The following is a 23,080-nucleotide window of genomic DNA, read 5'->3' on the forward strand; positions in this document are numbered from 1 at the left end:
CATGCAGGACGAGTTCAACGACCCGCTCTGGCGCCAGATCATATCTGGCGCGCAGATGCTCTTCGTGGCCTTTGGCGCGTTGGTGTTGATGCCTTTGATTACAGGCCTGGACCCTAACGTTGCGCTGTTCACGGCGGGTCTCGGGACTCTGCTGTTCCAGATCGTGACCCGGCGCCAGGTGCCGGTCTTTCTGGCTTCGAGTTTCGCTTTCATTACTCCGATCATTCTCGCCAAGGGTCAGTTCGGCCTGGCCGCGACCATGGGCGGCGTGATGGCAGCCGGTTTCGTGTACACCTTTCTCGGTTTCGCGGTAAAGCTCAAGGGCACCGGTTTTATTGACCGCCTGCTGCCACCCGTGGTGATTGGCCCGGTGATTATCTCGATCGGCCTCGCGATGGCACCCATTGCTGCACACATGGCCATGGGTCGCGCTGAAGATGGCACCGAGCTGATTCACTATCAGACGGCCATGCTGATCTCGATGCCAGCACTGCTGACCACCTTGATCGTGGCCGTATTCGGCAAAGGGATTTTCCGTCTGGTGCCGATCATTGCCGGCGTGCTGGTAGGTTTTGGCATGGCGTTCTACTTCGGTGTTGTCGACACCGCCAAGATCGCTGCCGCCCCCTGGTTTGCGCTACCGCACTTCACCGCGCCCGAATTCAACTGGCAGGCGATTCTGTTTATCGTCCCCGTGGCACTTGCCCCGGCCATTGAACATATCGGCGGTGTCATTGCCGTAGGCAGCGTAACCGGTCGCGACTACCTGAAAAAACCGGGCCTGCACCGCACACTGTTCGGTGACGGCATTGCCACCACTGCAGCCGGCTTGCTGGGTGGCCCACCCAACACCACGTACGCCGAAGTGACAGGCGCGGTGATGCTGACCAAGAACTACAACCCGAAAATCATGACCTGGGCGGCGATCTTCGCCATCAGCCTGGCATTTATCGGCAAGTTCGGCGCACTGCTGCAAAGCATTCCAGTGCCGGTTATGGGCGGGATTCTGTGCCTGCTGTTCGGTTCGATTGCGGCGGTGGGCATGAACACCCTGATCCGCCATCAAGTCGACCTGAGCGAAGCACGCAACCTGGTAATCGTCTCGGTGACCCTGGTATTCGGGATTGGCGGCGTACTGATCGGTACGGGGATGGGGCCTGAGGACTTCGGTCTCAAAGGCATCGCGCTGTGCGCCATTGTGGCGATTGCGCTGAACCTGATCCTGCCGGGCAATGACAGCTGGAAGCACAAGAAAAAAGGTGACGGCCCCGTCATCTGACCTGTAATCCTTGTGGGAGCGGGCTTGCTCGCGATGGCATCACCTCTATCCAACAGATAGACCGCGTTGACTGCATCGCGAGCAAGCCCGCTCCCACAGGGGTTTTCTACAGGGCCAGCGGCGCCCTCTCACACAACGTGTTCAACGCCTGCGCCCACTGCGGGTGGTCATTGAGACACGGCACCAGCACCAACTCCTCGCCCCCTGCCTCGATAAACTGCTCGCGTCCGCGATCGCCAATCTCTTCCAGGGTTTCAATGCAATCGGCCACAAACGCCGGGCACATCACCAGAATTTTCTTTACCCCTTGCTTGGCCAACGCATCCAGACGCGCCTCAGTGTAGGGTTCAATCCACTTGGCCCGGCCCAGACGGGACTGGAACGCCACCGACCACTTCCCTTCAGGCAAGCCCATGCGCTCGGCAAAGGCCTGTGCGGTGCGCAGACACTGCGCCCGATAACAGGTGGCAAGTACCGCAGGCGATGCATTCTTGCAGCAGTCATCATTTTTGAAGCAGTGGTTGCCGGTCGGATCCAGCTTGTGTAAATGCCGCTCGGGCAAGCCGTGAAAGCTCAGCAGCAAGTGATCGTAATCCTGCTCCAGATGCGGTTGGGCACTTGCCACGAGAGCATCGAGGTATTCGGGCTGATCATAGAACGGTTGCAGGATGGAGAACTGGACAGGCAGCTTTTTGGCCTTTACCACCCGCTTGGCCTCTTCAATCACCGTGGTCACGGTGCTGTCGGCGAACTGCGGGTAAAGCGGCGCCAGAGTGACCTTTTTGATGCCCTGCGCAGCGATACGGGTCAACACGGTTTCAATCGATGGCTCGCCGTAACGCATTGCCAGCTCGACCGGGCCCTGGCTCCACTCTTTGGTCATGGCCTGTTGCAAACGGCGGCTCAGTTCCACCAGCGGCGAACCTTCCTTCCACCAGATCGAGGCATAGGCATGGGCCGATTGCTCGGGCCGCTTGATCAGAATCAGCGACACCAGCAAGCGTCGCACCGGCCACGGCAGATCAATGACGTACGGATCCATTAAAAACTGATTCAAGTAGCTGCGTACATCCGCTACCGAAGTAGACGCCGGCGAACCCAGGTTAACCAGCAACAGCGCGTGATCGGTCATGCAACTTCCTATTTCAGGGGCGGGCGGCGACATCTTCGAGCGCCGCACGCAAATCGGTGAACTGAAAAGTAAAACCCGCTGCCAGCAGTTTTGCCGGTTGAGCCCGCTGACCACCCAGCAACAAACCGGCCATCTCGCCGAGCAGCACACGTAACACAAAGGCAGGCATGGGCATAAAGGCCGGGCGGTGCAACACGCGACCCAGCACCTGAGCAAATTCGCCATTGCGTACAGGATGCGGCGCGCAGGCATTATAAGGACCGCTTGCGGCATTCTCATGCACAAGAAAATCAATCAGGGCGATTTGGTCATTGATATGAATCCACGGCATCCATTGCCGACCATTGCCTATCGGCCCGCCCAGCGCCAGCTTGAACGGCAACAACAGGCGCGACAAAAAGCCGCCTTCGGCCGCCAGCACCAGCCCCGTGCGCACCAGGACCACGCGCACCCCCAAAACCTGTGCCCGCTGAGCGGTCTCTTCCCAGGCAATACACAAGTGGCTGGCGAAATCCTCACTCACCGTCGGCGACTCTTCTGTCAGCTCGCGCTCACCACCGTCGCCATACCAGCCCACCGCCGAACCCGATACCAGCACTGAAGGCTTTTGCGCACGACTTTGCAACCAACCCACAAGGGTCTCGGTCAAGGTGATGCGGCTGCTCCACAACAAAGCCTTGCGCTTGCGGGTCCAGGGCCGATCGGCAATCGGCGCGCCGGCCAGGTTGATCACCGCATCAATCGGCTCCTCACCAAGCTCTTCAAGCAGGGCAATCCCTTTGACCTGGGCACCGCATAATTGAGCCACCTGTTCGGGGCGACGGCTCCACACACTGAGGCGATGGCCTTGCGCCAGCCAGTGACGACAGAGCTGACGCCCTATCAAGCCTGTACCGCCGGTCAGCAAAATGTGCATGAGTTGATCCTCACAAGGAGTTTTATCGGGAGCACTGGTCTATTTTTATATAAAGACCTTTTATCGGTCGTTGAGCTGATTTAAGAATAGGCCACATGGATCTGGAACAAACACTAAAACCTATACTAAAAAACATAATTGTACAGGTATTGCCGACGGCGTAGTCTGTGCAAACAGAGATCGGGGGCCACAATGACTGTACCCATCGCAATTATCGGTGCCGGCATAGCCGGGCTGTCAGCCGCAAATGCCCTGCACAAGGCGGGGCACGCAATTCAACTGTTCGATAAAAGCCGGGGCAGCGGTGGACGCATGTCGAGCAAGCGCAGTGATGTCGGGGTACTGGACCTGGGGGCTCAGTATTTCACCGCACGCGACCGCCGTTTTGTCGATGAAGTCCAGCAATGGCAAGCCGAAGGCTGGGCCGCCGAGTGGGAACCGCACCTGTACCACTATAAAAATGGCCTGTTAAGCCCCTCACCCGACGAGCAAACCCGCTGGGTGGGCACGCCGCGAATGAGCGCCATTACCCGAGGCCTGCTGGGCCATTTGCCCGTGAGTTTCTCCTGCCAGATCACCGACCTTATACGCGGCGAAAAACGCTGGCACTTGCTGGATGCCGAAGGTGAGGAACACGGCCCGTTCAGCCACGTCATCATCGCCACTCCCGCACCACAAGCCACGTCCCTGTTGGCCAGCGCACCCAAGCTCGCAAGCGCTGCTGCCGGTGTGAAAATGGAACCGGCCTGGGCCGTGGCACTGGCGTTCGAATCCCCCCTCGACACGCCCATGGAAGGCTGCTTCGTGCAAGGCAGCCCGCTGGACTGGCTGGCCCGTAACCGCAGCAAACCCGGGCGCGACAGCCAGCCTGACACCTGGGTCCTGCACGCCACCAGTGCCTGGAGCAAACAGAACCTCGACCTGCCCAAAGAGTCAGTGATCGAACATCTGCACGGCGCATTTGCCGAGTTGATGCACTTCCCTACTCCCGCACCGATTTTCAGCCTGGCCCACCGCTGGCTCTACGCCCGCCCTGCTGCGGCGCATGAATGGGGCGCGCTGGCCGACTCCGATCTGGGCCTGTATGCCTGTGGTGACTGGTGCTTGTCAGGTCGCGTGGAAGGCGCCTGGCTCAGCGGCCAGGAAGCAGCGCGACGGCTGATCGAGCATCTGGATTGAAGCCACAACACGTGCCGCAGCAGCTGCCGCAGGAACGAGCAGCTGCTACGCGGGATTAACAACCCTCCAAAATACCTGTACAAGAAATTTGACTTGTACAACATCTGGCATATGATGAACTCAAGTTGTACATCACCAAAAAGATGTACAAGTAATTCTTGGAGGTTCGTCACATGCCCAGCCCCACATCTGCCCGGCACAAACCCAAAATAGCCATCAGCGCCTGCTTGTTGGGGGCTGAAGTGCGGTTCAACGGCGGGCATAAAGAGTCACGCCTGTGCAGCCAGGCCCTGACCCAACACTTCGAATTTGTCCCGCTTTGCCCCGAGGTCGCCATCGGTCTGGGTATTCCGCGCCAGCCGGTGCGATTGGTGGGCAACCCCTTACAACCCCAGGCTGTCGGCACGGTCGACAGCACGCTGGACGTGACCCGGCCCCTGCACGACTACGGCGTGGAAATGGCCGCGGCGCACACCGATATCTGCGGCTACATCTTCATGCAGAAGTCACCGTCCTGTGGCCTGGAGCGGGTCAAGGTGTATCAGGACGGCGGACGCCCTGCCGAACTGAGCGGGCGCGGCATCTACGCCCGGGCATTCTGTGACGCTCAACCCGATTTACCCGTGGAAGAAGACGGCCGTTTGAACGACCCGGTGCTGCGGGAAAACTTCATGACCCGGGTGTACGCCTACAGCGCCTGGCAGGCACTGCTCAAACAGGGCGTTACCCGCCGCTCACTGACCGAGTTTCATGCCCGCTACAAATATCTGCTGATGGCCCATCATCCGGTGCAGTACAAAACCCTCGGCAACCTGCTCGGCAGCCTTGGCAAGCAAGACCCTATGGGCATTGCACCGCAGTACTTCAGCGAACTGATGAAAGCCCTGAAAAAATGCGCCACCCGCCGCACCCACACCAATGTGCTGCAACATATCAGCGGCTACCTCAAGCAAGCCATCAGCGCCGAAGACAAGCAGGAAGTCCAGCAACTGATTGGCCAGTACCTGCACGGCATCGTGCCACTGGTGGTCCCGCTGACCCTGCTCAAGCATCACTTTCGCCTGCACCCCCACCCGTACATCTCGCGCCAGGTTTACCTGCAGCCGCACCCGGAAGACCTCAGCCTGCGTAATGCCATCTGACCATGAATGATGACCTGATCATGTCCAACACCCCTGGTACGGACTACAGCCAGGCACTGGCCGAAGGCTGGTTGCCCATCCGCGAAGTGTCGCGCATCACCGGTGTGAATGCCGTGACCCTGCGTGCCTGGGAACGCCGCTACGGCTTGATCGTGCCGCACCGCACGGCCAAGGGCCATCGCCTGTTCTCGAGCGAGCATATCCAGCGCATCCAGCAGATTTTGTTGTGGCTCAACCGTGGCGTGTCGGTCAGCCAGATCAAGCCGCTACTCAACGCGCCGCCGACTCTCGCCCCGGCACCTGACAGCGACTGGCAGGCGTGGCGGCAAACCATGATTGAAGCCATCAGTGAGCTGGCCGAACGCCGCCTCGACGACTGCTTTAACCAGGCAATGTCGCTCTACCCCGCCCGCCCGCTCTGTGAACAACTGCTGCTGCCTCTTTTGAGCGAGCTGGAACAACGCTGGCAAGGGCAGTTCGGTGCGCAATTGGAGCGGGTGTTTTTCCACTCCTGGCTGCGCAGCAAGCTGGGGGCACGGATTTATCACAACAACCGTTCGCTCAAGGGCGCGCCGGTACTGCTGATCAATCATTCCGACCTGCCCTTCGAGCCGCAACTGTGGCTGACCGCCTTGCTGGTCAGCAGCAGCCACTGCCCGATCGAAGTCTTCGACGCACCTGTGCCCGGCGGCGAACTGGGCCTGGCTGTCGAGCATTTGAAGCCCCGCGCCGTGGTGCTGTACTCCAGCAAAACCCTCAATACCCATCAACTGCCCCGACTGCTGCAGGGTATCGACTGCCCGATCCTGATCGCCGGACCGACGGTATGCATCCACTTCGACCAGTTGTCCGTAAGTACAACCGAGATCGCAGGATTGTATCTGGCCCACAACCCGGTAGAGGCCCATCAACGCCTCAGCCAACTCGGCCTTTATCGCTAGGAAATGATATGCAACTGATCTGGCTGCGCACCGACTTGCGCCACGACGACAACACCGCCCTGAGCGCCGCTGCCAAACGCGGCCCCACCCTGGCCGTATACCTGATCAGCCCCGAGCAATGGCTGGCCCATGACGATGCGCCAAGCAAGGTAGACTTCTGGCTGCGCAATCTGCGCACGCTGAGCAACAGCCTGCAACAGCTCAATATTCCTTTGCTTATTCGTACTGCGCCCAGCTGGGACCAGGCGCCTGCGGTGCTCCTTGAGCTGTGCCAGCAGCACGGAGTTGAGGCGGTACACACCAACCAGGAATATGGCATCCATGAAACCCGCCGCGACCAGGCAGTTGCCCGGGCCCTTGAAGCTCAGGGCATCGAGTTTCACGGTTACCTCGACCAACTGTTGTTCCAGCCGGGCAGCATCCTCACGCAGTCGGGCTCGTACTTTCAGGTCTTCAGCCAGTTTCGCCGCATCTGCTACAACCGCCTGCACATGGCCTTGCCCAAGCTGGTTGCCAGGCCTGAAAAACAATCACCGCTGAATATCCAGAGCGACGTCATACCCAAGTCTGTCAGCGGTTTCGCCGTACCCAGCGATTCGCTGCGCGCATTGTGGCCAGCAGGCGAGGATCAGGCTCGCCAACGCCTGGCACAGTTTGCCGATGAGCAGATCCACTACTATCAGGACGAACGCGACCTGCCCGCCAAACCCGGTACCAGCCAGCTGTCGGCCTACCTCGCGGCAGGCGTGATCTCACCCCGCCAATGCCTGCACGCCGCATTGCAAAGCAACAACGGCGAGTTTGAAAGCGGCAGCCCGGGGGTATTTACCTGGATCACCGAGCTGCTGTGGCGCGAGTTCTACAAACATATTCTGGTGGGCTACCCAAGGGTCTCACGTCACCGCGCCTTTCGTCCGGAAACCGAATACCTGCCCTGGCGCCACGCGCCGGATGAACTGGCCGCCTGGAAACAGGGCCGCACTGGCTTCCCGATTATCGACGCGGCCATCAGGCAACTGCTGGAAACCGGTTGGATGCACAACCGCCTGCGCATGGTAGTGGCTATGTTCCTGACCAAAAATCTGCTGATCGACTGGCGCGAGGGCGAGCGCTTTTTTATGCAGCATCTGATCGACGGTGATCTGGCCGCCAACAATGGCGGCTGGCAGTGGAGTTCATCCACGGGAACCGACTCGGTGCCGTATTTCCGTATTTTCAACCCGATCACCCAGTCCGAACGCTTCGACCCCGAGGGTAAATTTATCAAGCACTGGCTGCCCGAACTGGCCGAGCTGAACAAAAAACAGGTGCACAACCCCGCATCGGTGGGCGGGTTGTTTGGCGTGGCCAATTACCCGGCGCCCATCGTCAACTTGAGCCAAAGCCGCGACCGCGCCTTGAGCGCGTTCAAAAATCTGCCCTCCCGGCAAATGCTGGAGGCCAGCCATGGCTGATCGGCGGCGGATCTGGCTCACGGGCGCGAGCAGCGGCATTGGTGCGCAAATGGCCGAAGAGTTGCTCAGTAGCGGCGCCCGGCTGGCATTGACAGCCCGCACGCTGGCGCCTTTGAAAGCCTTGTCCGACCGTTACCCCGGACAGGTCTTGCTGGTGCCCGGCGACCTGACCGACAGCCTGCAGGTACGCGAAATTGGCAAGCGCATCATCCAGGCCTGGGGCGCGCTGGACACCGTAATCCTCAATGCAGGCACCTGTGAGTATGTTGATGCCCGCCACTTCGACGCCGCACTGGTCGAGCGCGTGGTGCGCACCAACCTGCTGGCCAACAGCTATTGCCTGGAAAGCGCACTGCCACTGCTGCGCGCAGGCTCGCGCCCGCATCTGGTGGGAGTGGTCAGCTCGGTCACCTTATGGCCATTGCCACGGGCCGGGGCCTACGGTGCGTCAAAAGCCGGCCTGCGCTACTTGCTCGAATCGTTGCGCATCGATCTGGCCCAGGAACAGATCGATGTCACTTTGGTCAGCCCCGGCTTTGTCGATACCCCGCTCACTGAACACAATGACTTCCCGATGCCCATGCGCTGGCCTGCACACAAGGCGGCACGGCATATTTGCCAGCGCCTGGAAAAACGCCCGCTGGAGATCGCCTTCCCGACGCTGTTCATTGCCTCCTTGCGGCTGCTGGCAAACCTGCCAAAGCGCCTGCAAGTGGCGTTAGGCAAGCGTCTGGCACGTACATCCGACGGTAAGCCATCATGAAAATAGCGATCATTGGCAGCGGGATTTCAGGGCTGACCTGCGGCTACCTGCTGCATAAAGAACATGATGTCAGCGTGTTCGAGGCCAGCGACTGGATCGGCGGGCACACCCATACCGTCAATGTGAGCGTCAAAGGCCAAACCTATGCCGTGGACACCGGCTTTATTGTGTTCAACGATTGGACTTACCCTAATTTCATCAAATTGATGGAGCAATTGGGTGTTGGCTCCAAAGCCACTGAAATGAGTTTTTCAGTCCACGACACCGACAGCAACCTCGAATACAACGGCAATACCCTCAACAGCCTGTTCGCCCAGCGCAGCAACCTGTTGTCGCCCAGGTTCTGGGGCATGTTGCGCGATATTTTGCGTTTCAATCGCGAGGCCATTCGCGACCTGGACGAACAACGTATTGCCAGCAACACCCGGTTGGGCGACTACTTGCGACTGCGGGGTTATGGCTCGCGCTTTATCGAACACTATATCGTGCCGATGGGGGCTGCGATCTGGTCGATGTCCCTGGTCGAGATGCAAGCCTTTCCATTGCAGTTCTTTGTGCGCTTTTTCAAGAATCACGGCCTGCTCAGCGTCAGCAATCGCCCGCAATGGCGTGTGATTGAAGGCGGTTCCAGTAGCTACCTAAAACCCTTGAGCGCAGGATTTGCCGACAGGATTCGCCGCAACTGCCCGGTTATCCAGGTTGAACGCAATGCCGAAAGCGTTCTGGTGCACAGCGTTGGTGGTACTGAATCTTTCGACAAGGTGATCTTTGCCTGTCACAGCGACCAGGCCCTGAAGCTGCTGGCCAAGCCCTCGGTTGCCGAACAACAGATTCTGGGAGCCATGCCATACGCCGACAACGAGGTCGTGCTGCACACCGATACCCGATTACTACCCGACCGAAAGCTGGCTTGGGCTAGCTGGAATTATCGCCTGGGCGGTGCAGGACAAAAACGTGCAGCCGTAACCTACGATATGAACATCCTGCAAGGGATTCAGAGCGAGACCACTTTTTGCGTCAGTCTCAACCAAACCGCAGCAATTGACCCGCTCAAAGTGCTGGCCAGCTACACCTATGCCCACCCGCAATACAGCCTGGACGCCGTCGCCGCGCAAGCGCGCTGGCAAGAACTGCTGGGCGCACAGCACAGCTACTTTTGTGGCGCTTATTGGGCCAACGGCTTCCATGAAGACGGCGTGGTCAGCGCCTTGCGCGTGGCCCAGGCCTTTGGTCAGAAATTATGAACAGCGCCCTGTACAGCGGCTGGATCGGCCATCGGCGCTTTGCTCCAAAGCCCCATGCCTTTCGCTATCAGATCGGCCTGTTGTATCTGGATCTGGATGAGCAAGACGCTGTACTGGGGCTTTCACCACTGGCAGGCAAAAGTCGTTTTGCGCCCTTCTCGTTTCGTGAAACCGATTACCTGAAAACCTTCACCGCAACCGGCATGCGCCTGATTGATGCGGTACGCCAGCAAGTTTCCAGCGCTTTGGGGTATACGCCGCAAGGCCCGATATGCGTGCTCACACAAGCCCGCAGTTGGGGGCTGTCCTTCAACCCGGTGAGCTTCTTCTATTGTTACGAAGCTGACGGAAAACTGGCCGCCCTCCTGTGTGAAGTCACCAATACGCCTTGGCGCGAACGTTATCACTATGTGCTTCCCGCCAATGGAGACGGTTTTTCCCACGTTGCCGTGGCCAAAGCCTTCCACGTATCACCTTTTCTGCCACGGGATCTGGAATACCACATGAGCTTCAGCCCGCCCCAGGCCCGGCTCGGGGTGCATATGGCCGACTGGCAAGGTGATCTGAAACTGTTTGATGCCACCCTCAACCTGCAACGCACTCCCCTGGACCGCCCGGGCCTGCACCGCTATCTGCGGCAGTTCCCGTGGATGACCGCCAAAACCTGCCTGGCCATTTACTGGCAAGCGTTGCGCCTGTTTCTTAAACGCACACCGATTTTTTCCCACCAGGCCGCCGACGGCGCCTTTCGCATTGCCGCCCTGCAACCCAAGGATCAACGCCATGAAGAGCCCTAGCCTGGTGAGCAAAACCTCACTGTCGACTACCCATAACCTGACCAGCGCACTACTGCGTCGCGGGGTGCTGCGCCAGCTCAGTCAATTGAAAAGCGGGCATCTGGTGGTCACCGAAAACGGTGAACGCCTGATCTTCGGTGACAGCGGCGCGGGCCTGGTCGGCGAGGTGCAGATTCACGATACAAGTGTCTGGGGCATGATCGCCAGCAACGGCTCGATTGGCGCCGGCGAAGCCTTTATTCATGGCTACTGGAGTTCACCTGACCTGACCAAAGTGATCCGCGTACTGGTCAGCAACATGGACGTGCTTGATGCCATGGAAGGTGGCCTGGCCCGCCTGGGTCGCCCGCTGATACGCGGCTTGCACTGGATCAATCGCAACACCCGCAAGGGCTCGCAAAAAAACATTGCTGCGCATTACGACCTGGGTAATGACATGTTCGAGCAATTCCTCGACCCGACCATGATGTATTCCGCCGCGCAGTTCTTAACGGCTGACGACACCCTGGAGCAAGCCCAGCTTAACAAGCTGCAGCGCATCTGCCAGAAGCTCGACCTCAAGCCCGCAGACCATTTGCTGGAAATCGGTACCGGCTGGGGCAGCATGGCGCTGTATGCAGCGCAACATTACGGCTGCAAGGTGACGACGACTACATTGTCCAAAGAGCAATTCGACTACACCCAAACCCGCATCGAGGCGCTGGGCTTACAAGAGCAAGTAACGTTACTGCTGGAGGATTACCGCGACCTGACCGGGCAATACGACAAGCTGGTGTCGATCGAGATGATCGAAGCAGTCGGCCATCACTTCTTGCCCAGTTACTTCAAGCAATGCGCCCGCTTGCTCAAGCCCCACGGCCTGATGCTGCTGCAAGCCATCACCATTCGCGAGCAGCGTTACGAGCAGGCAAAAAGTAGCGTGGACTTTATCCAGCGCTACATCTTTCCCGGTGGTGCACTGCCCAGCGTGCAAAAAATGCTCGAAATTGTCGGCAAGGACACCGATATGAATCTGATGCATATGGAGGATTTTGGCCTGCACTACGCCAAAACCCTGCGCCTGTGGCATGAGAACTTTCGCCGCGCCCACGGTCGCCTTACGGAGCTGGGTTACGACGAATACTTTCTGCGCCTGTGGGAGTTTTACCTGTGCTACTGCGAGGGCGGCTTTCTCGAGCGCAGCATCGGCACCGCACAATTGTTGCTGGCCAAGCCGGCGGCCATGCCCGAACCATTGCTTGGTCGCTTCAATGCTTAAAAACCTGGTAAATGCCGGGCTGTTCCAGCTCGGCTGGTTTGCCTGTGTATTGGGAGGCAACAGCCTGTGGTTGCTGCTGGCCGCGGGCGCCCTGCTGGTGCATCTGCTGTTTATCAGCCGCTCATTGGCAGAAGTGCGCCTGGTAGTGGTCGTGTGCGTGCTCGGCAGTACGGTGGACAGCCTGTTGCTCAATGCCGATGTTTTCGCCTTCAAGCAGCCCGGCATAGTGATTCCGTTCTGGCTGATGTTGCTTTGGGCCCTGCTGGCCATCACCTTGAACCACTGCCTGGCGTGGACTGCCAAGCCCTGGTGGCGTGCTGTTTTGCTGGGAGCCATCGGTGGACCGCTGTCGTATTACGCCGGGCAACGTCTGGGTGCGGTGCAATTCCCGCTGGGCCTGTGGCCGACGCTGGCCGGGTTGAGCCTGTTGTGGGCTGGGTTGTTTGCGGTCCTTGTAGCGATTGCCGACAGGCTACGTCCGGTTGCGCAGCAAGTGTAAATCCTGAGAGCGAGTTTCATCTGGCAAACCGCAATGGCTGACTTTACGACGGCTGCGGCAGCTGCAAGGTCTGAAGGAAATTTTAACTGTGGGAGCGAGCCTGCTCGCGAAAGTCGTTCGCGAGCAGGCTCGCTCCCACAGGGAGAGTTAACCGGCAACAGAGTATCTACGGGGGGTTATACATCTGCGTTCATCAGCACATTTACACCTGATGCCAGCACTGCCTTACACTGCACGCCTATGACCAACATCCCCCTGACCGAAATTACCGAACCCGCCGTTACCTGTTCAACGTGCGCGGCATGCTGCTGCCAGCTGGAAGTGATGCTGATCACCGACACCGGTGTGCCCGAGCGTTTTATTGCAGAGGATGACTGGGGCGGCGAAGTAATGCTGCGCCTGGATGATGGTTGGTGTGCGGCTTTGGACCGCAACACCATGATGTGCACCATCTATGAGCTTCGACCACTGATTTGCCGCGAGTTCGAAATGGGCGAAGTCGAATGCCTCAATGAACGCCAGGGCATTGCCACGGCGTATCGCTAAATACCTGCCCCTACAGCGGCATGGTGTAGTGCAGCGCATAGCTTTCTACGCCGTCATTGGTGCTGGAGATCCCGGCATTGGAATAGTGGGTCGCACGAATCCCGACCTCATGACCACCGGCAAAGCGCAGGCCAAACCCCAAACGGTCTTCAAACTGGAAAGCTGTTCCCAGACGGTTGCCCTCCACTTCAGTGTGCGAGAACAACGCCACCCCGATCCCGGCTTCGAGATAGGGCTTTACGCTTCCACCGGCAAATTCGTACACCAGCACGGGCGAGAACGACAGGCTATTACTCGCGGATGACTTGTCACCTTCCCAGTAGGTATAAGCCCCATCCCAATAGCCGGTCAGACGCCCCACATCACTTTGTAGCCAGCTTTTGTCCCAATCAGATTTCAAGCCCAGACGGTAGGTCATGGTCGATTCGCTGGTGTGCCCCACCGCAAATTCAAGCCCGGCAGCCTGTGCAGTAAAACTTTGCCCCAGTGCAGCGGCTGCAAGCGCAGCCAAACAAAAAAGTCGCTTCATAAGAAAATCCTATTTTCATATGCCCATGTCAGTGGTTATGCGCTTCATCAGGCAGGTGTCATGAAGCATAAGTTCTGTTTTTTTACAGACCGAAGCTTCGCACAACGCCAGATTTATTCCACAACACAGGCAGGATATTTCCTAAGTGTTCAGGAGAAGCGCTGGTCCAGAACTGCGTCTCAGCAGGCGGGCCAGCTGCCAGCAAGCCGCGCTCAGCCAACAATCGCTTGAGCTGGCGCGCCACGGCGGCACCGGTGTCGATCAGGGTAATCGAACCAGGAAGCATCTGGCTTAGCAGAGGCTTGAGGAAGGGGTAATGCGTACAGCCAAGAATAATGGTGTCACAGCCCGCGGCCAGCAACGGTTCGACATAACCGCGCAACAAAGTACGCAAGGTATCGCTGTGCAGGTCGCCGGTTTCGATCAGCTCCACCAGGCCCGGGCATGGCTGAGTGATAACCCGCACATCGCTGGCAAAACGATCGAGCAAGGCGGCAAATTTGGCGCTCTGCAATGTGCCAGTCGTGGCGAGTACGCCTACCACACCACTGCGGGTGGCCGCTGCCGCCGGTTTGACCGCTGGCTCCATACCGACCATGGGCCAGGTCGGGTAACGCTGACGCAAATCCGCCACCGCAGCCACCGTTGCAGTATTACAGGCCAGCACCAGCGCCTTGGCGCCTTGCTGCTGGAAAAATTCAGCCATTACCGCGCAGCGCTGACGAATGAATTCGGGGCTTTTTTCGCCATAGGGGATATGCCCGCAGTCCGCCACATAAAGCAGCGACTCGTTGGGCAATAGCGCGTGGATCTCCTTGAGTACCGACAAGCCACCGACGCCGGAGTCGAAAACGCCAATCGGCGCCTCACTCATGGCCAGTACCGCATACGCTGCAGGCCGGGTCGCGCTTGACCCGCAATTCGCGAAAACGCGTGCTCGAGGCATCGACCAGCAACAGCCGGCCCACCAGTGGCTCACCAAATCCGGCCAACACCTTGAGCGCTTCAAGGGCCTGCAAGCTGCCGATCACCCCCACCAGGGGGCCAATGACGCCGGCTTCGCTGCAGGTCAGCTCCTCTTCGCTGCCATGCCCGTACAGGCAGTGATAGCAAGGGCTGGCACTCTGGCGCGAGTCAAACACCGACAGCTGCCCCTCAAGGCGAATCGCCGCGCCACTGACCAACGGCTTGCGCGCCGCAACACAGGCCTTGTTCACCGCTTCACGGGTGGCAAAGTTGTCGCAGCAGTCGAGCACCAGATCCACCGCGGCAACGGCGTCGGCCAGCGAATCGGCATCCAGCGCCGAGCGGTGGGCAACCAGCTTGAGATGCGGATTGATCAGGCGCAGTCGGCGCAACGCCGAGTCCACCTTGCTCTCGCCAACATTGGTAGTGTCATGAATGATCTGACGCTGCAGATTGGTCAGGTCAACGCTGTCAAAGTCAGCCAGATGCAGCTCGCCGACACCGGCGGCGGCCAGGTACAGCGCGACGGGCGAGCCCAGCCCACCCAGCCCGACAATCAGCACACGGCTGTTTTTCAGCTTCAGCTGGCCATCGATATCAACCTGTTGCAACAGGATCTGTCGGCTATAGCGCAACAGCTCCTCGTCGGTCAGCACGGCAGGCGGCCCAATGTAATGCGTTCGTGGCCACCCAGGTCCGTGCGGCTTTCAACCTCGGCAAAACCTGCGTCCTGCAACAGTTGGCGCACAGCTGCAGCCTGATCGTAACCGTGCTCCAGCATCAACCAGCCACCTGCATTCAAGTGCTGCGCAGAAGCGGTAATGATCTGGCGGATATCGTCCAGGCCATCGGCACCGGCAACCAGAGCGCTTTCAGGTTCGAAACGCACATCGCCTTGCGCCAGGTGAACATCACCGGCAGCAATATAGGGCGGGTTGCTGATAATCAGGTCAAAACGCTGGTCGTCCAGCGCGCTGAACCAATGGCTGGTAAACACATTGACGTTGTCGAGCTGCAAACGCTGGCGATTGCGCTCGGCCAGAGCCACGGCCTCAAGCACGCGGTCAACTGCCGTGACGTGCCAGGCGGCACGTTCACTGGCCAAAGCCAGGGCGATTGCACCGCTGCCAGTGCCCAGGTCCAGCACTTTGGCCGGGGTTGCGGGCAGCAGGGCCAGCGCGGTTTCCACCAGCAACTCGGTGTCCGGGCGCGGGATCAACGTATGCGGCGCCACTTCCAGATCAAGGTTCCAGAAACCCTGCTGCCCCAGAATATAGGCCACCGGCTCACCGGCACGGCGGCGCAGCAAGTACTCGGCGAAGGTCAAGGCGGCTTCGCTGCTGACGATTTTTTCGGGCCATGTGTGCAGATAGCTGCGCGACTTGCCCAGGGCAGCGGCCAGCAGCAGCTCCGCATCAAGACGGGCCGTAGGTGAATCAGGCAGTTCAGCAGCACGCAACAAGCTGGCAATAATAGTCATTTATTCACCCAGGGCTGTCAGTTGATCAGCCTGAAACTCCGCCAATAAAGGCTCGATAACGGCATCAACGCCGCCAGCCAGTACGTCATCCAGGGAATACAGGGTCAGGTTGACACGATGGTCAGTCACTCGCCCCTGCGCGAAATTGTAAGTGCGGATGCGCTCGGAACGATCCCCCGAGCCCACCAGCGACTTGCGCTCGCTGGCAATGGCATTGGCCGCGGCGCTGGTTTGCTGGTCATTCAATTTGGCCGAGAGCCAGGACATCGCCCGCGCCCGGTTTTTATGCTGGGAACGCTCTTCCTGACACTCCACCACAATGCCCGAGGGCAAGTGAGTAATGCGGATAGCCGAGTCGGTCTTGTTGACGTGCTGGCCACCGGCTCCGGAGGAACGGTAGGTATCTACACGCAAATCGGCCGGGTTGATCTCGATGGCTTCCTGCTCATCGGGCTCTGGCAGCACCGCCACGGTACAGGCCGAGGTATGGATACGACCCTGGGATTCGGTTGCAGGTACACGCTGCACGCGGTGTACACCGGACTCGAACTTCAGCTTGGCGTAAACATTCTCACCTTCGACACGGGCAATGACTTCTTTATAGCCACCATGCTCGCCGATGCTTTCGGACAGGATTTCAACCCGCCAGCCACGGCGCTCGGCGTAGCGCGAGTACATGCGAAACAGGTCACCGGCAAAAATCGCCGCTTCATCGCCACCGGTGCCGGCGCGAATTTCCAGAAACACGTTGCGCCCGTCATTCGGATCCTTGGGCAGCAGCATGCGTTGCAGGTCTTTTTCCAGTTCGATCAATCGCTCTTTGGCTTCACGAACTTCCTCGACCGCCATTTCGCGCATGTCCGGGTCGTTGTCCTTGAGCAACGCCTGGGCGCCTTCAAGGTCGGCCTGCACTTTGAGCCACTGCGCGTAAGCGGCAACAATGGGTTCAACTTCCGAGTATTCCTTGGAATAGGCGCGGAATTTGGTTTGATCGGAAATGACTTCGCCATCGCCAAGCAATGCGGTCAGTTCTTCAAAACGGTCCTGGAGGATGTCCAGTTTATTAAGCAGTGACGCTTTCATTACTATTTTTTATCCGCAGAGCTATGCGATGAGCCCTCACCGAGGGCAAAAAGTTCTTGGGCCATGGCCAGCGCATCGAGGCGGCCTTCGGCGGAAAGTTTTTTCAGTTGTACGCTGGGGGCATGAAGCAATTTGTTGGTCAGCCCGCGCGCCAGTTGTACCAGCACATCTTCCGGATTGCTGCCGTTGGCGAGCATGCGCTGGGCCTTTTGCAGCTCTTCGTCACGCAGGCGTTCGCTTTGCTGGCGGTAGGCCTTGAGCACATCCACAGCCGCCAGTTCACGCAGGCGCACCATAAAATCGTCAGCGCCTATGCTCACCAGCTCTTCTGCCGCCTGGGCCGCGCCCTGACGGCTCTTGAGGTTTTCGGCAACCACTTCATGCAAGTCATCGACGGTATAGAGGTACACGTCGTCCAGCTCACCGACTTCAGGCTCGATATCCCGGGGAACGGCAATATCGACCATAAAGATCGGTTTGTGCTTGCGCAGCTTCAGGGCGCTTTCGACCGCGCCCTTGCCCAAAATCGGCAATTGGCTGGCCGTGGAGCTGATCACGATGTCGCTGTGTACCAGCTCCTGGGGAATATCCGACAGCAGTACCGCGTGGGCGCCAAACTGCTCAGCCAGGGTACTGGCGCGTTCCAGGGTACGGTTGGCCACCACGATACGCTTTACTCCCAGGTCATGCAGGTGGCGGGCGACCAGGGTAATCGTCTCGCCCGCACCGATCAGCAAGGCCTGGCTGCGCTGCAGATCGCTGAAGATCTGCTTGGCCAGGCTCACCGCGGCAAAGGCCACCGAAACCGGGTTTTCACCGATGGCGGTGTCGGTGCGCACCTGTTTGGCCGAGTTGAACGTGGCCTGGAACAAGCGCCCCAACAACGGCCCGACCGTGCCCGCCTCACGCGCCACGGCATAGGCAGACTTCATCTGGCCGAGAATCTGCGGTTCGCCCAACACCAGCGAATCCAGGCCTGAAGCCACGCGCATCATGTGACGAACGGCTGCGTCGTCTTCATGGATATAGGCGCAGGCACGCAGTTCATCGAGGCTCAGGTCATGATAGTCCGCCAGCCATTGCAGCACACGGTCTGCCGAAAGGTGGTCCTGCTCTATATAGAGCTCGCTGCGATTGCAGGTGGAGAGGATCGCAGCTTCGCGACTGTCGGTTAGGCGGCAGAGCTGCTGCAAGGCCTCAACCAACTGCTCCGGAGTAAAAGCCACGCGCTCGCGGACGTCTACTGAAGCAGTCTTGTGGTTAATACCGAGTGCGAGGAAGGCCATTCAAGATCGCTGATGATGACAAGAAGCCGACAATTGTCCTACTTCGCCAGATTCAGAACAACCATTGCTGACTATTGTCTCTATAGTTAACGTCTGTTGAACACATCATCAGCCCCGGATATCGATAGTCGCACCTGTTATGGTTTGCACCATTGCATGTGTCATGATGCCCAGACCGCAGGTAAGTCGCCCATCTCTTATATGAATAGATCCTCCGCGTTGCTCCTCGCTCTCGTCCTTCTCAGTGGCTGCCAGGCTCTGGCCCCCACGTCCCCGGATGACTCATCCGCGGCAGAAGACGTTTCCTCCACCCCGGAAAAACCCACGGTCTACAGTTCGTTCAGCGAAGACACGCTGTACAGCCTGTTGAGCGCCGAGCTGGCCGGCCAGCGCAATCGTCTGGATATCGCCCTCGATAACTACGTGACGCAAGCGATCAACACGCAGGATCCGGGAGTTTCCGAACGCGCTTTCCGTATCGCCGAGTATCTGGGCGCCGACCAGGCCGCACTGGATACCTCGCTGATCTGGGTGAAAAACGCCCCGGACGATATCGAGGCGCAACGTGCTGCGGCCATTCAGCTGGCGCGCAACGGCCGTTATGACGAATCCCTGGTCTACATGGAAAAAGTCCTGCAGGCCAAGGGTGATACTCACTTCGATTTCCTGGCCCTGGCGGCCATAGAAACCGATGCGGATACCCGGGCAGGTCTGCAAAAAAGTTTTGACAGCCTGCTGGCCAAGCACCCGGACAACGGTCAGCTGATTTTCGGCAAGGCCTTGTTGATGCAACAGGACGGTGATGCCGAAGGCGCGCTGAAGCTACTGGAAAAGAACCCGCCGCAAAACGGCGAAGTCGCCCCGATTCTGTTGCGCGCCCGTTTGTTGCAAAGCCTCAACCGCGGCGATGAAGCGTTGCCCCTGCTGAAAAAAAGCGTCAGCCAGTACCCCGATGACAAGCGCCTGGGCCTGACCTATGCGCGCACCCTGGTCGAGCAGAACCGCATGACCGAGGCAAAAGTGCAGTTTGCCAGCCTGGTGGAGCAATACCCCGAAGACGATGAGCTGCGATTCTCGCTGGCACTGGTTTGCCTGGAAGGCAAATCCTGGGACGAAGCCGAAGGCTATCTGCAAGAGCTGATCGAGCGCGACAGCCATGTCGACTCGGCGCATCTGAACCTGGGCCGCATCGCCGAAGAACGCAATGATCCCGAGGGCGCACTGGTTGAGTACGCATTGGTAGGTCCCGGCAGCGAATACCTGCCCGCACAACTGCGCCAGGCGGACATCCTGATCAGCCATGGTCGCGGCGCCGAAGCCTCGAAAAAACTGGCCTCGGCCCGTGGTGCACAGCCCGACTACGCCATCCAGCTGTACTTGATAGAAGCCGAAACCCTGGCGGCGAACAACCAGACCGATCGCGCCTGGAACACGCTGCAACAAGCACTCAAGCAATACCCGGACGATCTCAACCTGCTGTATTCACGCGCCATGCTGGCCGAGAAACGTAACGATCTAGATCAGATGGAGCGGGATTTACGCGCCATCATCAAGCGTGAACCTGACAACGCCATGGCATTGAACGCCCTGGGCTATACGCTTTCGGATCGAACCACTCGCTACACGGAAGCCAAGGCGCTGATCCAGCAAGCCTACGATCTGAACCCGGACGACCCTGCTGTGCTCGACAGCCTGGGCTGGGTGAATTATCGCCTTGGCAATCTGGATGAGGCCGAACGCTTGCTGCGCCAGGCGCTGGAGCGTTTTCCTGATCAGGAAGTAGCCGCTCATCTGGGCGAAGTGCTGTGGGCCAATGGCAAGCAGCGTGAAGCGAAAAAAATCTGGGGCACTTTTCTTAAAGAAAATCCTGACAGCCCTATTCTGCGCAAAACCATTTTGCGCCTGACCGGATCAGAGACTCTTTAACTCATGTTTTATCGTCACTTGCGCCATCTCGTGGTTTTCAGCCTGATTGCCGTGCTCGCCGGTTGCGCGGGCTTCGGCGCCCGCGAATCCGTAGAAGGCCACGGCAGCCCTGCCCTGTGGTCAGCCCACAAACAGCAATTGACCCGGCTCGACGGCTGGCAAATCAGCGGCAAAGTCGGCATTCGCGCCCCTAAAGAATCGGGCAGCGCCACGCTGTTCTGGCTGCAGCGCCAGGACTATTACGACATACGCCTTTCCGGTCCGCTGGGCCGCGGAGCCGCTCGCCTGACCGGGCGCCCGGGCAGCGTGCTTCTGGAAGTGGCCAATCAGGGCCGCTATGAAGCACCGACCCCTGAAGCGCTTTTGGGCGAACAATTGGGCTGGAGCCTGCCAGTGTCACATCTGGTCTGGTGGGTACGCGGCTTGCCTGCGCCCGGCAGCAAAAGCCGGGTAACATTGAATGGTGACAGCCGCCTGGCCAACCTGGAACAGGACGGCTGGAAAATCGAATATTTGAGCTATGTCGAGCAAAACGGCTTCTGGCTGCCTGAGCGGGTCAAGCTGCACGGCCCGGATCTGGATGTCACGCTCGTGGTTAAAGATTGGCAACCTCGCTTGTTGGGTCAATAAGATGCAAGACCGTCTGAATCGAAACACTCTGGTTTTGCCCTCCCCGGCAAAGCTTAATCTGATGCTGCACATTCTCGGTCGTCGCGAAGATGGCTATCACGAACTGCAAACGCTGTTTCAATTTCTCGACTACGGCGATGAAATGACCTTTGCCGTGCGTGACGACGGAATCATTTGCCTGCACACCGAATTCCCCGGTGTTGCTCATGACGACAATTTGATCGTCAAGGCCGCAAAAAAGCTTCAGGCACAATCCGCTTGCCCGCTGGGGATCGATATCTGGATCAAAAAAGTGTTGCCCATGGGCGGCGGCATCGGTGGCGGCAGTTCCAATGCCGCCACCACACTGCTCGCGCTCAACCATCTTTGGCAACTGGCCTGGGATGAAGACCGGCTGGCAGCGCTGGGCCTGACTCTTGGGGCCGACGTCCCGGTTTTCGTTCGTGGCCACGCCGCATTTGCTGAAGGTGTCGGCGAAATTCTTACGCCTGCCGAGCCAGAAGAACCCTGGTATCTGGTGCTTGTCCCGCAAGTATCTGTAAGTACTGCAGAAATATTTTCAGATCCGTTGTTGACACGTGACTCTTTGCCCATTAAAGTGCGCCCCGTTCCCAAGGGAAACAGCCGAAACGACTGCGAAGCAGTAGTGAAGGAGCGTTATCCAGAAGTACGTAACGCTTTGAATTTGTTAGGTAAATATACCGAAGCAAAATTAACTGGAACTGGAAGTTGTATATTTGGGGCCTTCCCAAACGAAGCAGATGCTGATAAAGTGCTGCACCTTCTTACAGAGACCCTTACAGGGTTTGTAGCAAAAGGAAGCAACGTTTCGATGTTGCATCGCAAGCTGCAAAATTTGTAAAAGGAAACGGGTACACGGTACTCGTAGCAACAGATACAGGGGCGTCGCCAAGCGGTAAGGCAGCAGGTTTTGATCCTGCCATGCGTTGGTTCGAATCCAGCCGCCCCTGCCATTTCTTATACTCATCCAGGTTACCCTCAGCCTTCAGGTACTGCGCGTGTCCAAGATGATGGTCTTTACGGGGAACGCTAACCCCGATCTGGCTCGGCGTGTCGTACGTCAGCTGCATATCCCACTCGGTGACATCTCTGTCGGCAAGTTTTCCGACGGCGAAATTACCGCTGAGATTAATGAAAATGTCCGCGGTAAAGACGTTTTCATCATTCAGCCGACTTGTGCTCCGACCAACGATAACCTGATGGAACTCGTCGTGATGGCTGATGCCTTCCGCCGCTCCTCAGCGACTCGTATTACTGCTGTTATTCCTTACTTTGGTTATGCCCGTCAGGATCGCCGTCCGCGTTCCGCACGTGTGGCTATCAGCGCAAAAGTTGTTGCTGACATGCTTACCGTAGTCGGCATCGATCGTGTTCTCACGGTTGATTTGCATGCTGACCAAATCCAGGGTTTCTTCGATATTCCTGTAGATAACATCTATGGCTCCCCAGTTTTGGTGGATGACATCGAAGATCAGCGCTTTGAGAACCTTATGATTGTGTCCCCGGATATCGGCGGCGTCGTGCGTGCACGTGCTGTTGCCAAATCCCTGGGCGTCGATCTGGGTATCATCGACAAACGCCGTGAGAAAGCCAATCACTCTGAAGTGATGCATATCATCGGTGATGTCGAAGGGCGTACCTGTATTCTGGTTGATGACATGGTCGATACCGCCGGCACGTTGTGCCACGCGGCTAAAGCCTTGAAAGAGCATGGTGCTTCCAAAGTGTTCGCCTACTGCACACACCCTGTGCTGTCGGGTCGGGCAATCGAGAATATCGAAAATTCCATGCTGGATGAGCTGGTGGTGACCAACACCATCCCGCTGTCCGCTGCCGCACAAGCCTGTTCGCGTATCCGCCAACTGGATATCGCACCGGTTGTGGCTGAAGCGGTTCGCCGCATCAGCAACGAAGAATCGATCAGCGCGATGTTCCGATAAGGGCCCTGCCCTTTCAGGACTTCTGCTGACGAAAAGCGCCCCGCCCCAGCAATCCGTTGGGGCGGGGCT

General features: G+C 58.5%; 23 protein-coding genes and 1 tRNA gene. 16 read left to right on the top strand and 8 right to left on the bottom strand.

The features are described 5' to 3' along the window. Position 1 precedes the first annotated feature (1 nt). Positions 2–1,279 carry a uracil-xanthine permease family protein gene (locus tag FHL07_RS13780; protein ID WP_095001116.1) on the top strand — a complete coding sequence of 426 codons (1,278 nt, stop codon included), beginning with the start codon at positions 2–4 and terminating at the stop codon, positions 1,277–1,279. A gap of 106 nt (positions 1,280–1,385) precedes the next feature. On the opposite strand, the gene hemH is transcribed toward FHL07_RS13780, so the two are convergent. Continuing rightward, positions 1,386–2,411: a ferrochelatase gene (gene hemH, locus FHL07_RS13785; protein WP_095001115.1), complete on the bottom strand. Its 1,026-nt coding sequence runs from the start codon at positions 2,409–2,411 to the stop codon at positions 1,386–1,388. A gap of 13 nt (positions 2,412–2,424) precedes the next feature. Beyond that, positions 2,425–3,327 carry a TIGR01777 family oxidoreductase gene (locus FHL07_RS13790; protein ID WP_095001114.1) on the bottom strand — a complete coding sequence of 301 codons (903 nt, stop codon included), beginning with the start codon at positions 3,325–3,327 and terminating at the stop codon, positions 2,425–2,427. Between the two features lie 192 nt (positions 3,328–3,519). Here FHL07_RS13790 and FHL07_RS13795 point away from each other — a divergent pair, with 192 nt between their 5' ends. The 10 genes from FHL07_RS13795 to FHL07_RS13840 all read left to right on the top strand — a co-directional run bounded on the left by FHL07_RS13795 (position 3,520) and on the right by FHL07_RS13840 (position 13,150). Beyond that, positions 3,520–4,506: an NAD(P)/FAD-dependent oxidoreductase gene (locus tag FHL07_RS13795; RefSeq protein WP_095001113.1), complete on the top strand. Its 987-nt coding sequence runs from the start codon at positions 3,520–3,522 to the stop codon at positions 4,504–4,506. A 173-nt stretch (positions 4,507–4,679) separates the two neighbouring features. Next, positions 4,680–5,648, top strand: coding sequence for a YbgA family protein (locus FHL07_RS13800; protein ID WP_130871983.1), 969 nt, complete (start codon positions 4,680–4,682; stop codon positions 5,646–5,648). A 2-nt stretch (positions 5,649–5,650) separates the two neighbouring features. Then, a complete protein-coding gene (locus tag FHL07_RS13805) occupies positions 5,651–6,589 on the top strand; it encodes a MerR family transcriptional regulator (RefSeq protein ID WP_138738596.1) in 939 nt (312 codons plus the stop codon). A gap of 8 nt (positions 6,590–6,597) precedes the next feature. Then, on the top strand, positions 6,598–8,043 hold the full coding sequence (gene phrB / locus FHL07_RS13810; RefSeq protein ID WP_095018250.1) for a deoxyribodipyrimidine photo-lyase: 1,446 nt from the start codon (positions 6,598–6,600) through the stop codon (positions 8,041–8,043). Next, on the top strand, positions 8,036–8,806 hold the full coding sequence (locus FHL07_RS13815) for an SDR family NAD(P)-dependent oxidoreductase (RefSeq protein WP_095018251.1): 771 nt from the start codon (positions 8,036–8,038) through the stop codon (positions 8,804–8,806). Before phrB ends, FHL07_RS13815 begins: the two co-directional genes overlap by 8 nt. Continuing rightward, a complete protein-coding gene (locus FHL07_RS13820) occupies positions 8,803–10,050 on the top strand; it encodes an NAD(P)/FAD-dependent oxidoreductase (RefSeq protein ID WP_138738597.1) in 1,248 nt (415 codons plus the stop codon). The genes FHL07_RS13815 and FHL07_RS13820 overlap by 4 nt, the downstream gene beginning before the upstream one ends. Then, positions 10,047–10,847 carry a DUF1365 domain-containing protein gene (locus FHL07_RS13825; RefSeq protein WP_095020519.1) on the top strand — a complete coding sequence of 267 codons (801 nt, stop codon included), beginning with the start codon at positions 10,047–10,049 and terminating at the stop codon, positions 10,845–10,847. Before FHL07_RS13820 ends, FHL07_RS13825 begins: the two co-directional genes overlap by 4 nt. Continuing rightward, a complete protein-coding gene (locus FHL07_RS13830; RefSeq protein ID WP_095020518.1) occupies positions 10,834–12,105 on the top strand; it encodes an SAM-dependent methyltransferase in 1,272 nt (423 codons plus the stop codon). The genes FHL07_RS13825 and FHL07_RS13830 overlap by 14 nt, the downstream gene beginning before the upstream one ends. Further along, the gene (locus FHL07_RS13835; RefSeq protein ID WP_095023085.1) at positions 12,098–12,604 is read left to right on the top strand and encodes a DUF2878 domain-containing protein; all 507 of its coding nucleotides are present in this window, start codon (positions 12,098–12,100) and stop codon (positions 12,602–12,604) included. Before FHL07_RS13830 ends, FHL07_RS13835 begins: the two co-directional genes overlap by 8 nt. A gap of 240 nt (positions 12,605–12,844) precedes the next feature. Beyond that, positions 12,845–13,150 (top strand): YkgJ family cysteine cluster protein, encoded by a 306-nt coding sequence (locus FHL07_RS13840; RefSeq protein ID WP_095001104.1) that lies wholly within the window; start codon positions 12,845–12,847, stop codon positions 13,148–13,150. A 10-nt stretch (positions 13,151–13,160) separates the two neighbouring features. Here FHL07_RS13840 and FHL07_RS13845 read toward each other — a convergent pair whose 3' ends face one another. The 6 genes from FHL07_RS13845 to hemA all read right to left on the bottom strand — a co-directional run bounded on the left by FHL07_RS13845 (position 13,161) and on the right by hemA (position 18,494). Continuing rightward, positions 13,161–13,679 carry an acyloxyacyl hydrolase gene (locus FHL07_RS13845; protein WP_095001103.1) on the bottom strand — a complete coding sequence of 173 codons (519 nt, stop codon included), beginning with the start codon at positions 13,677–13,679 and terminating at the stop codon, positions 13,161–13,163. An 82-nt stretch (positions 13,680–13,761) separates the two neighbouring features. Further along, positions 13,762–14,553 (bottom strand): glutamate racemase, encoded by a 792-nt coding sequence (murI, locus tag FHL07_RS13850; protein ID WP_095018255.1) that lies wholly within the window; start codon positions 14,551–14,553, stop codon positions 13,762–13,764. Next, positions 14,546–15,301: a molybdopterin-synthase adenylyltransferase MoeB gene (locus tag FHL07_RS13855; protein ID WP_138738598.1), complete on the bottom strand. Its 756-nt coding sequence runs from the start codon at positions 15,299–15,301 to the stop codon at positions 14,546–14,548. Before FHL07_RS13855 ends, murI begins: the two co-directional genes overlap by 8 nt. Further along, positions 15,295–16,125, bottom strand: a complete 831-nt coding sequence (prmC, locus tag FHL07_RS13860) for a peptide chain release factor N(5)-glutamine methyltransferase (RefSeq protein WP_095003172.1) — start codon at positions 16,123–16,125, stop codon at positions 15,295–15,297. The genes FHL07_RS13855 and prmC overlap by 7 nt, the downstream gene beginning before the upstream one ends. Further along, the gene (prfA, locus tag FHL07_RS13865) at positions 16,126–17,208 is read right to left on the bottom strand and encodes a peptide chain release factor 1 (protein ID WP_095003173.1); all 1,083 of its coding nucleotides are present in this window, start codon (positions 17,206–17,208) and stop codon (positions 16,126–16,128) included. It lies immediately after the preceding gene. Between the two features lie 2 nt (positions 17,209–17,210). After that, on the bottom strand, positions 17,211–18,494 hold the full coding sequence (gene hemA, locus FHL07_RS13870; RefSeq protein ID WP_095003174.1) for a glutamyl-tRNA reductase: 1,284 nt from the start codon (positions 18,492–18,494) through the stop codon (positions 17,211–17,213). A 201-nt stretch (positions 18,495–18,695) separates the two neighbouring features. Between hemA and FHL07_RS13875 the strand changes: the two genes are divergently transcribed. The 5 genes from FHL07_RS13875 to FHL07_RS13895 all read left to right on the top strand — a co-directional run bounded on the left by FHL07_RS13875 (position 18,696) and on the right by FHL07_RS13895 (position 23,011). Beyond that, a complete protein-coding gene (locus tag FHL07_RS13875; RefSeq protein WP_130871981.1) occupies positions 18,696–20,420 on the top strand; it encodes a tetratricopeptide repeat protein in 1,725 nt (574 codons plus the stop codon). Between the two features lie 3 nt (positions 20,421–20,423). Further along, entirely contained in the window at positions 20,424–21,050 is a 627-nt protein-coding gene (gene lolB, locus FHL07_RS13880) for a lipoprotein insertase outer membrane protein LolB (RefSeq protein WP_095021221.1), read from the top strand. 1 nt (position 21,051) lies between these two features. Continuing rightward, on the top strand, positions 21,052–21,912 hold the full coding sequence (ispE, locus tag FHL07_RS13885) for a 4-(cytidine 5'-diphospho)-2-C-methyl-D-erythritol kinase (RefSeq protein ID WP_370688637.1): 861 nt from the start codon (positions 21,052–21,054) through the stop codon (positions 21,910–21,912). A gap of 37 nt (positions 21,913–21,949) precedes the next feature. Then, positions 21,950–22,024, top strand: a tRNA-Gln gene (locus FHL07_RS13890). A 45-nt stretch (positions 22,025–22,069) separates the two neighbouring features. Continuing rightward, complete coding sequence (locus FHL07_RS13895; RefSeq protein ID WP_019825119.1) at positions 22,070–23,011, top strand: ribose-phosphate pyrophosphokinase; 942 nt, start codon at positions 22,070–22,072, stop codon at positions 23,009–23,011. Positions 23,012–23,080 lie beyond the last annotated feature (69 nt).

The organism is Pseudomonas sp. FSL W7-0098 (genome assembly GCF_005930585.1).
Taxonomy (GTDB): Bacteria; Pseudomonadota; Gammaproteobacteria; order Pseudomonadales; family Pseudomonadaceae; genus Aquipseudomonas; species Aquipseudomonas bubulae.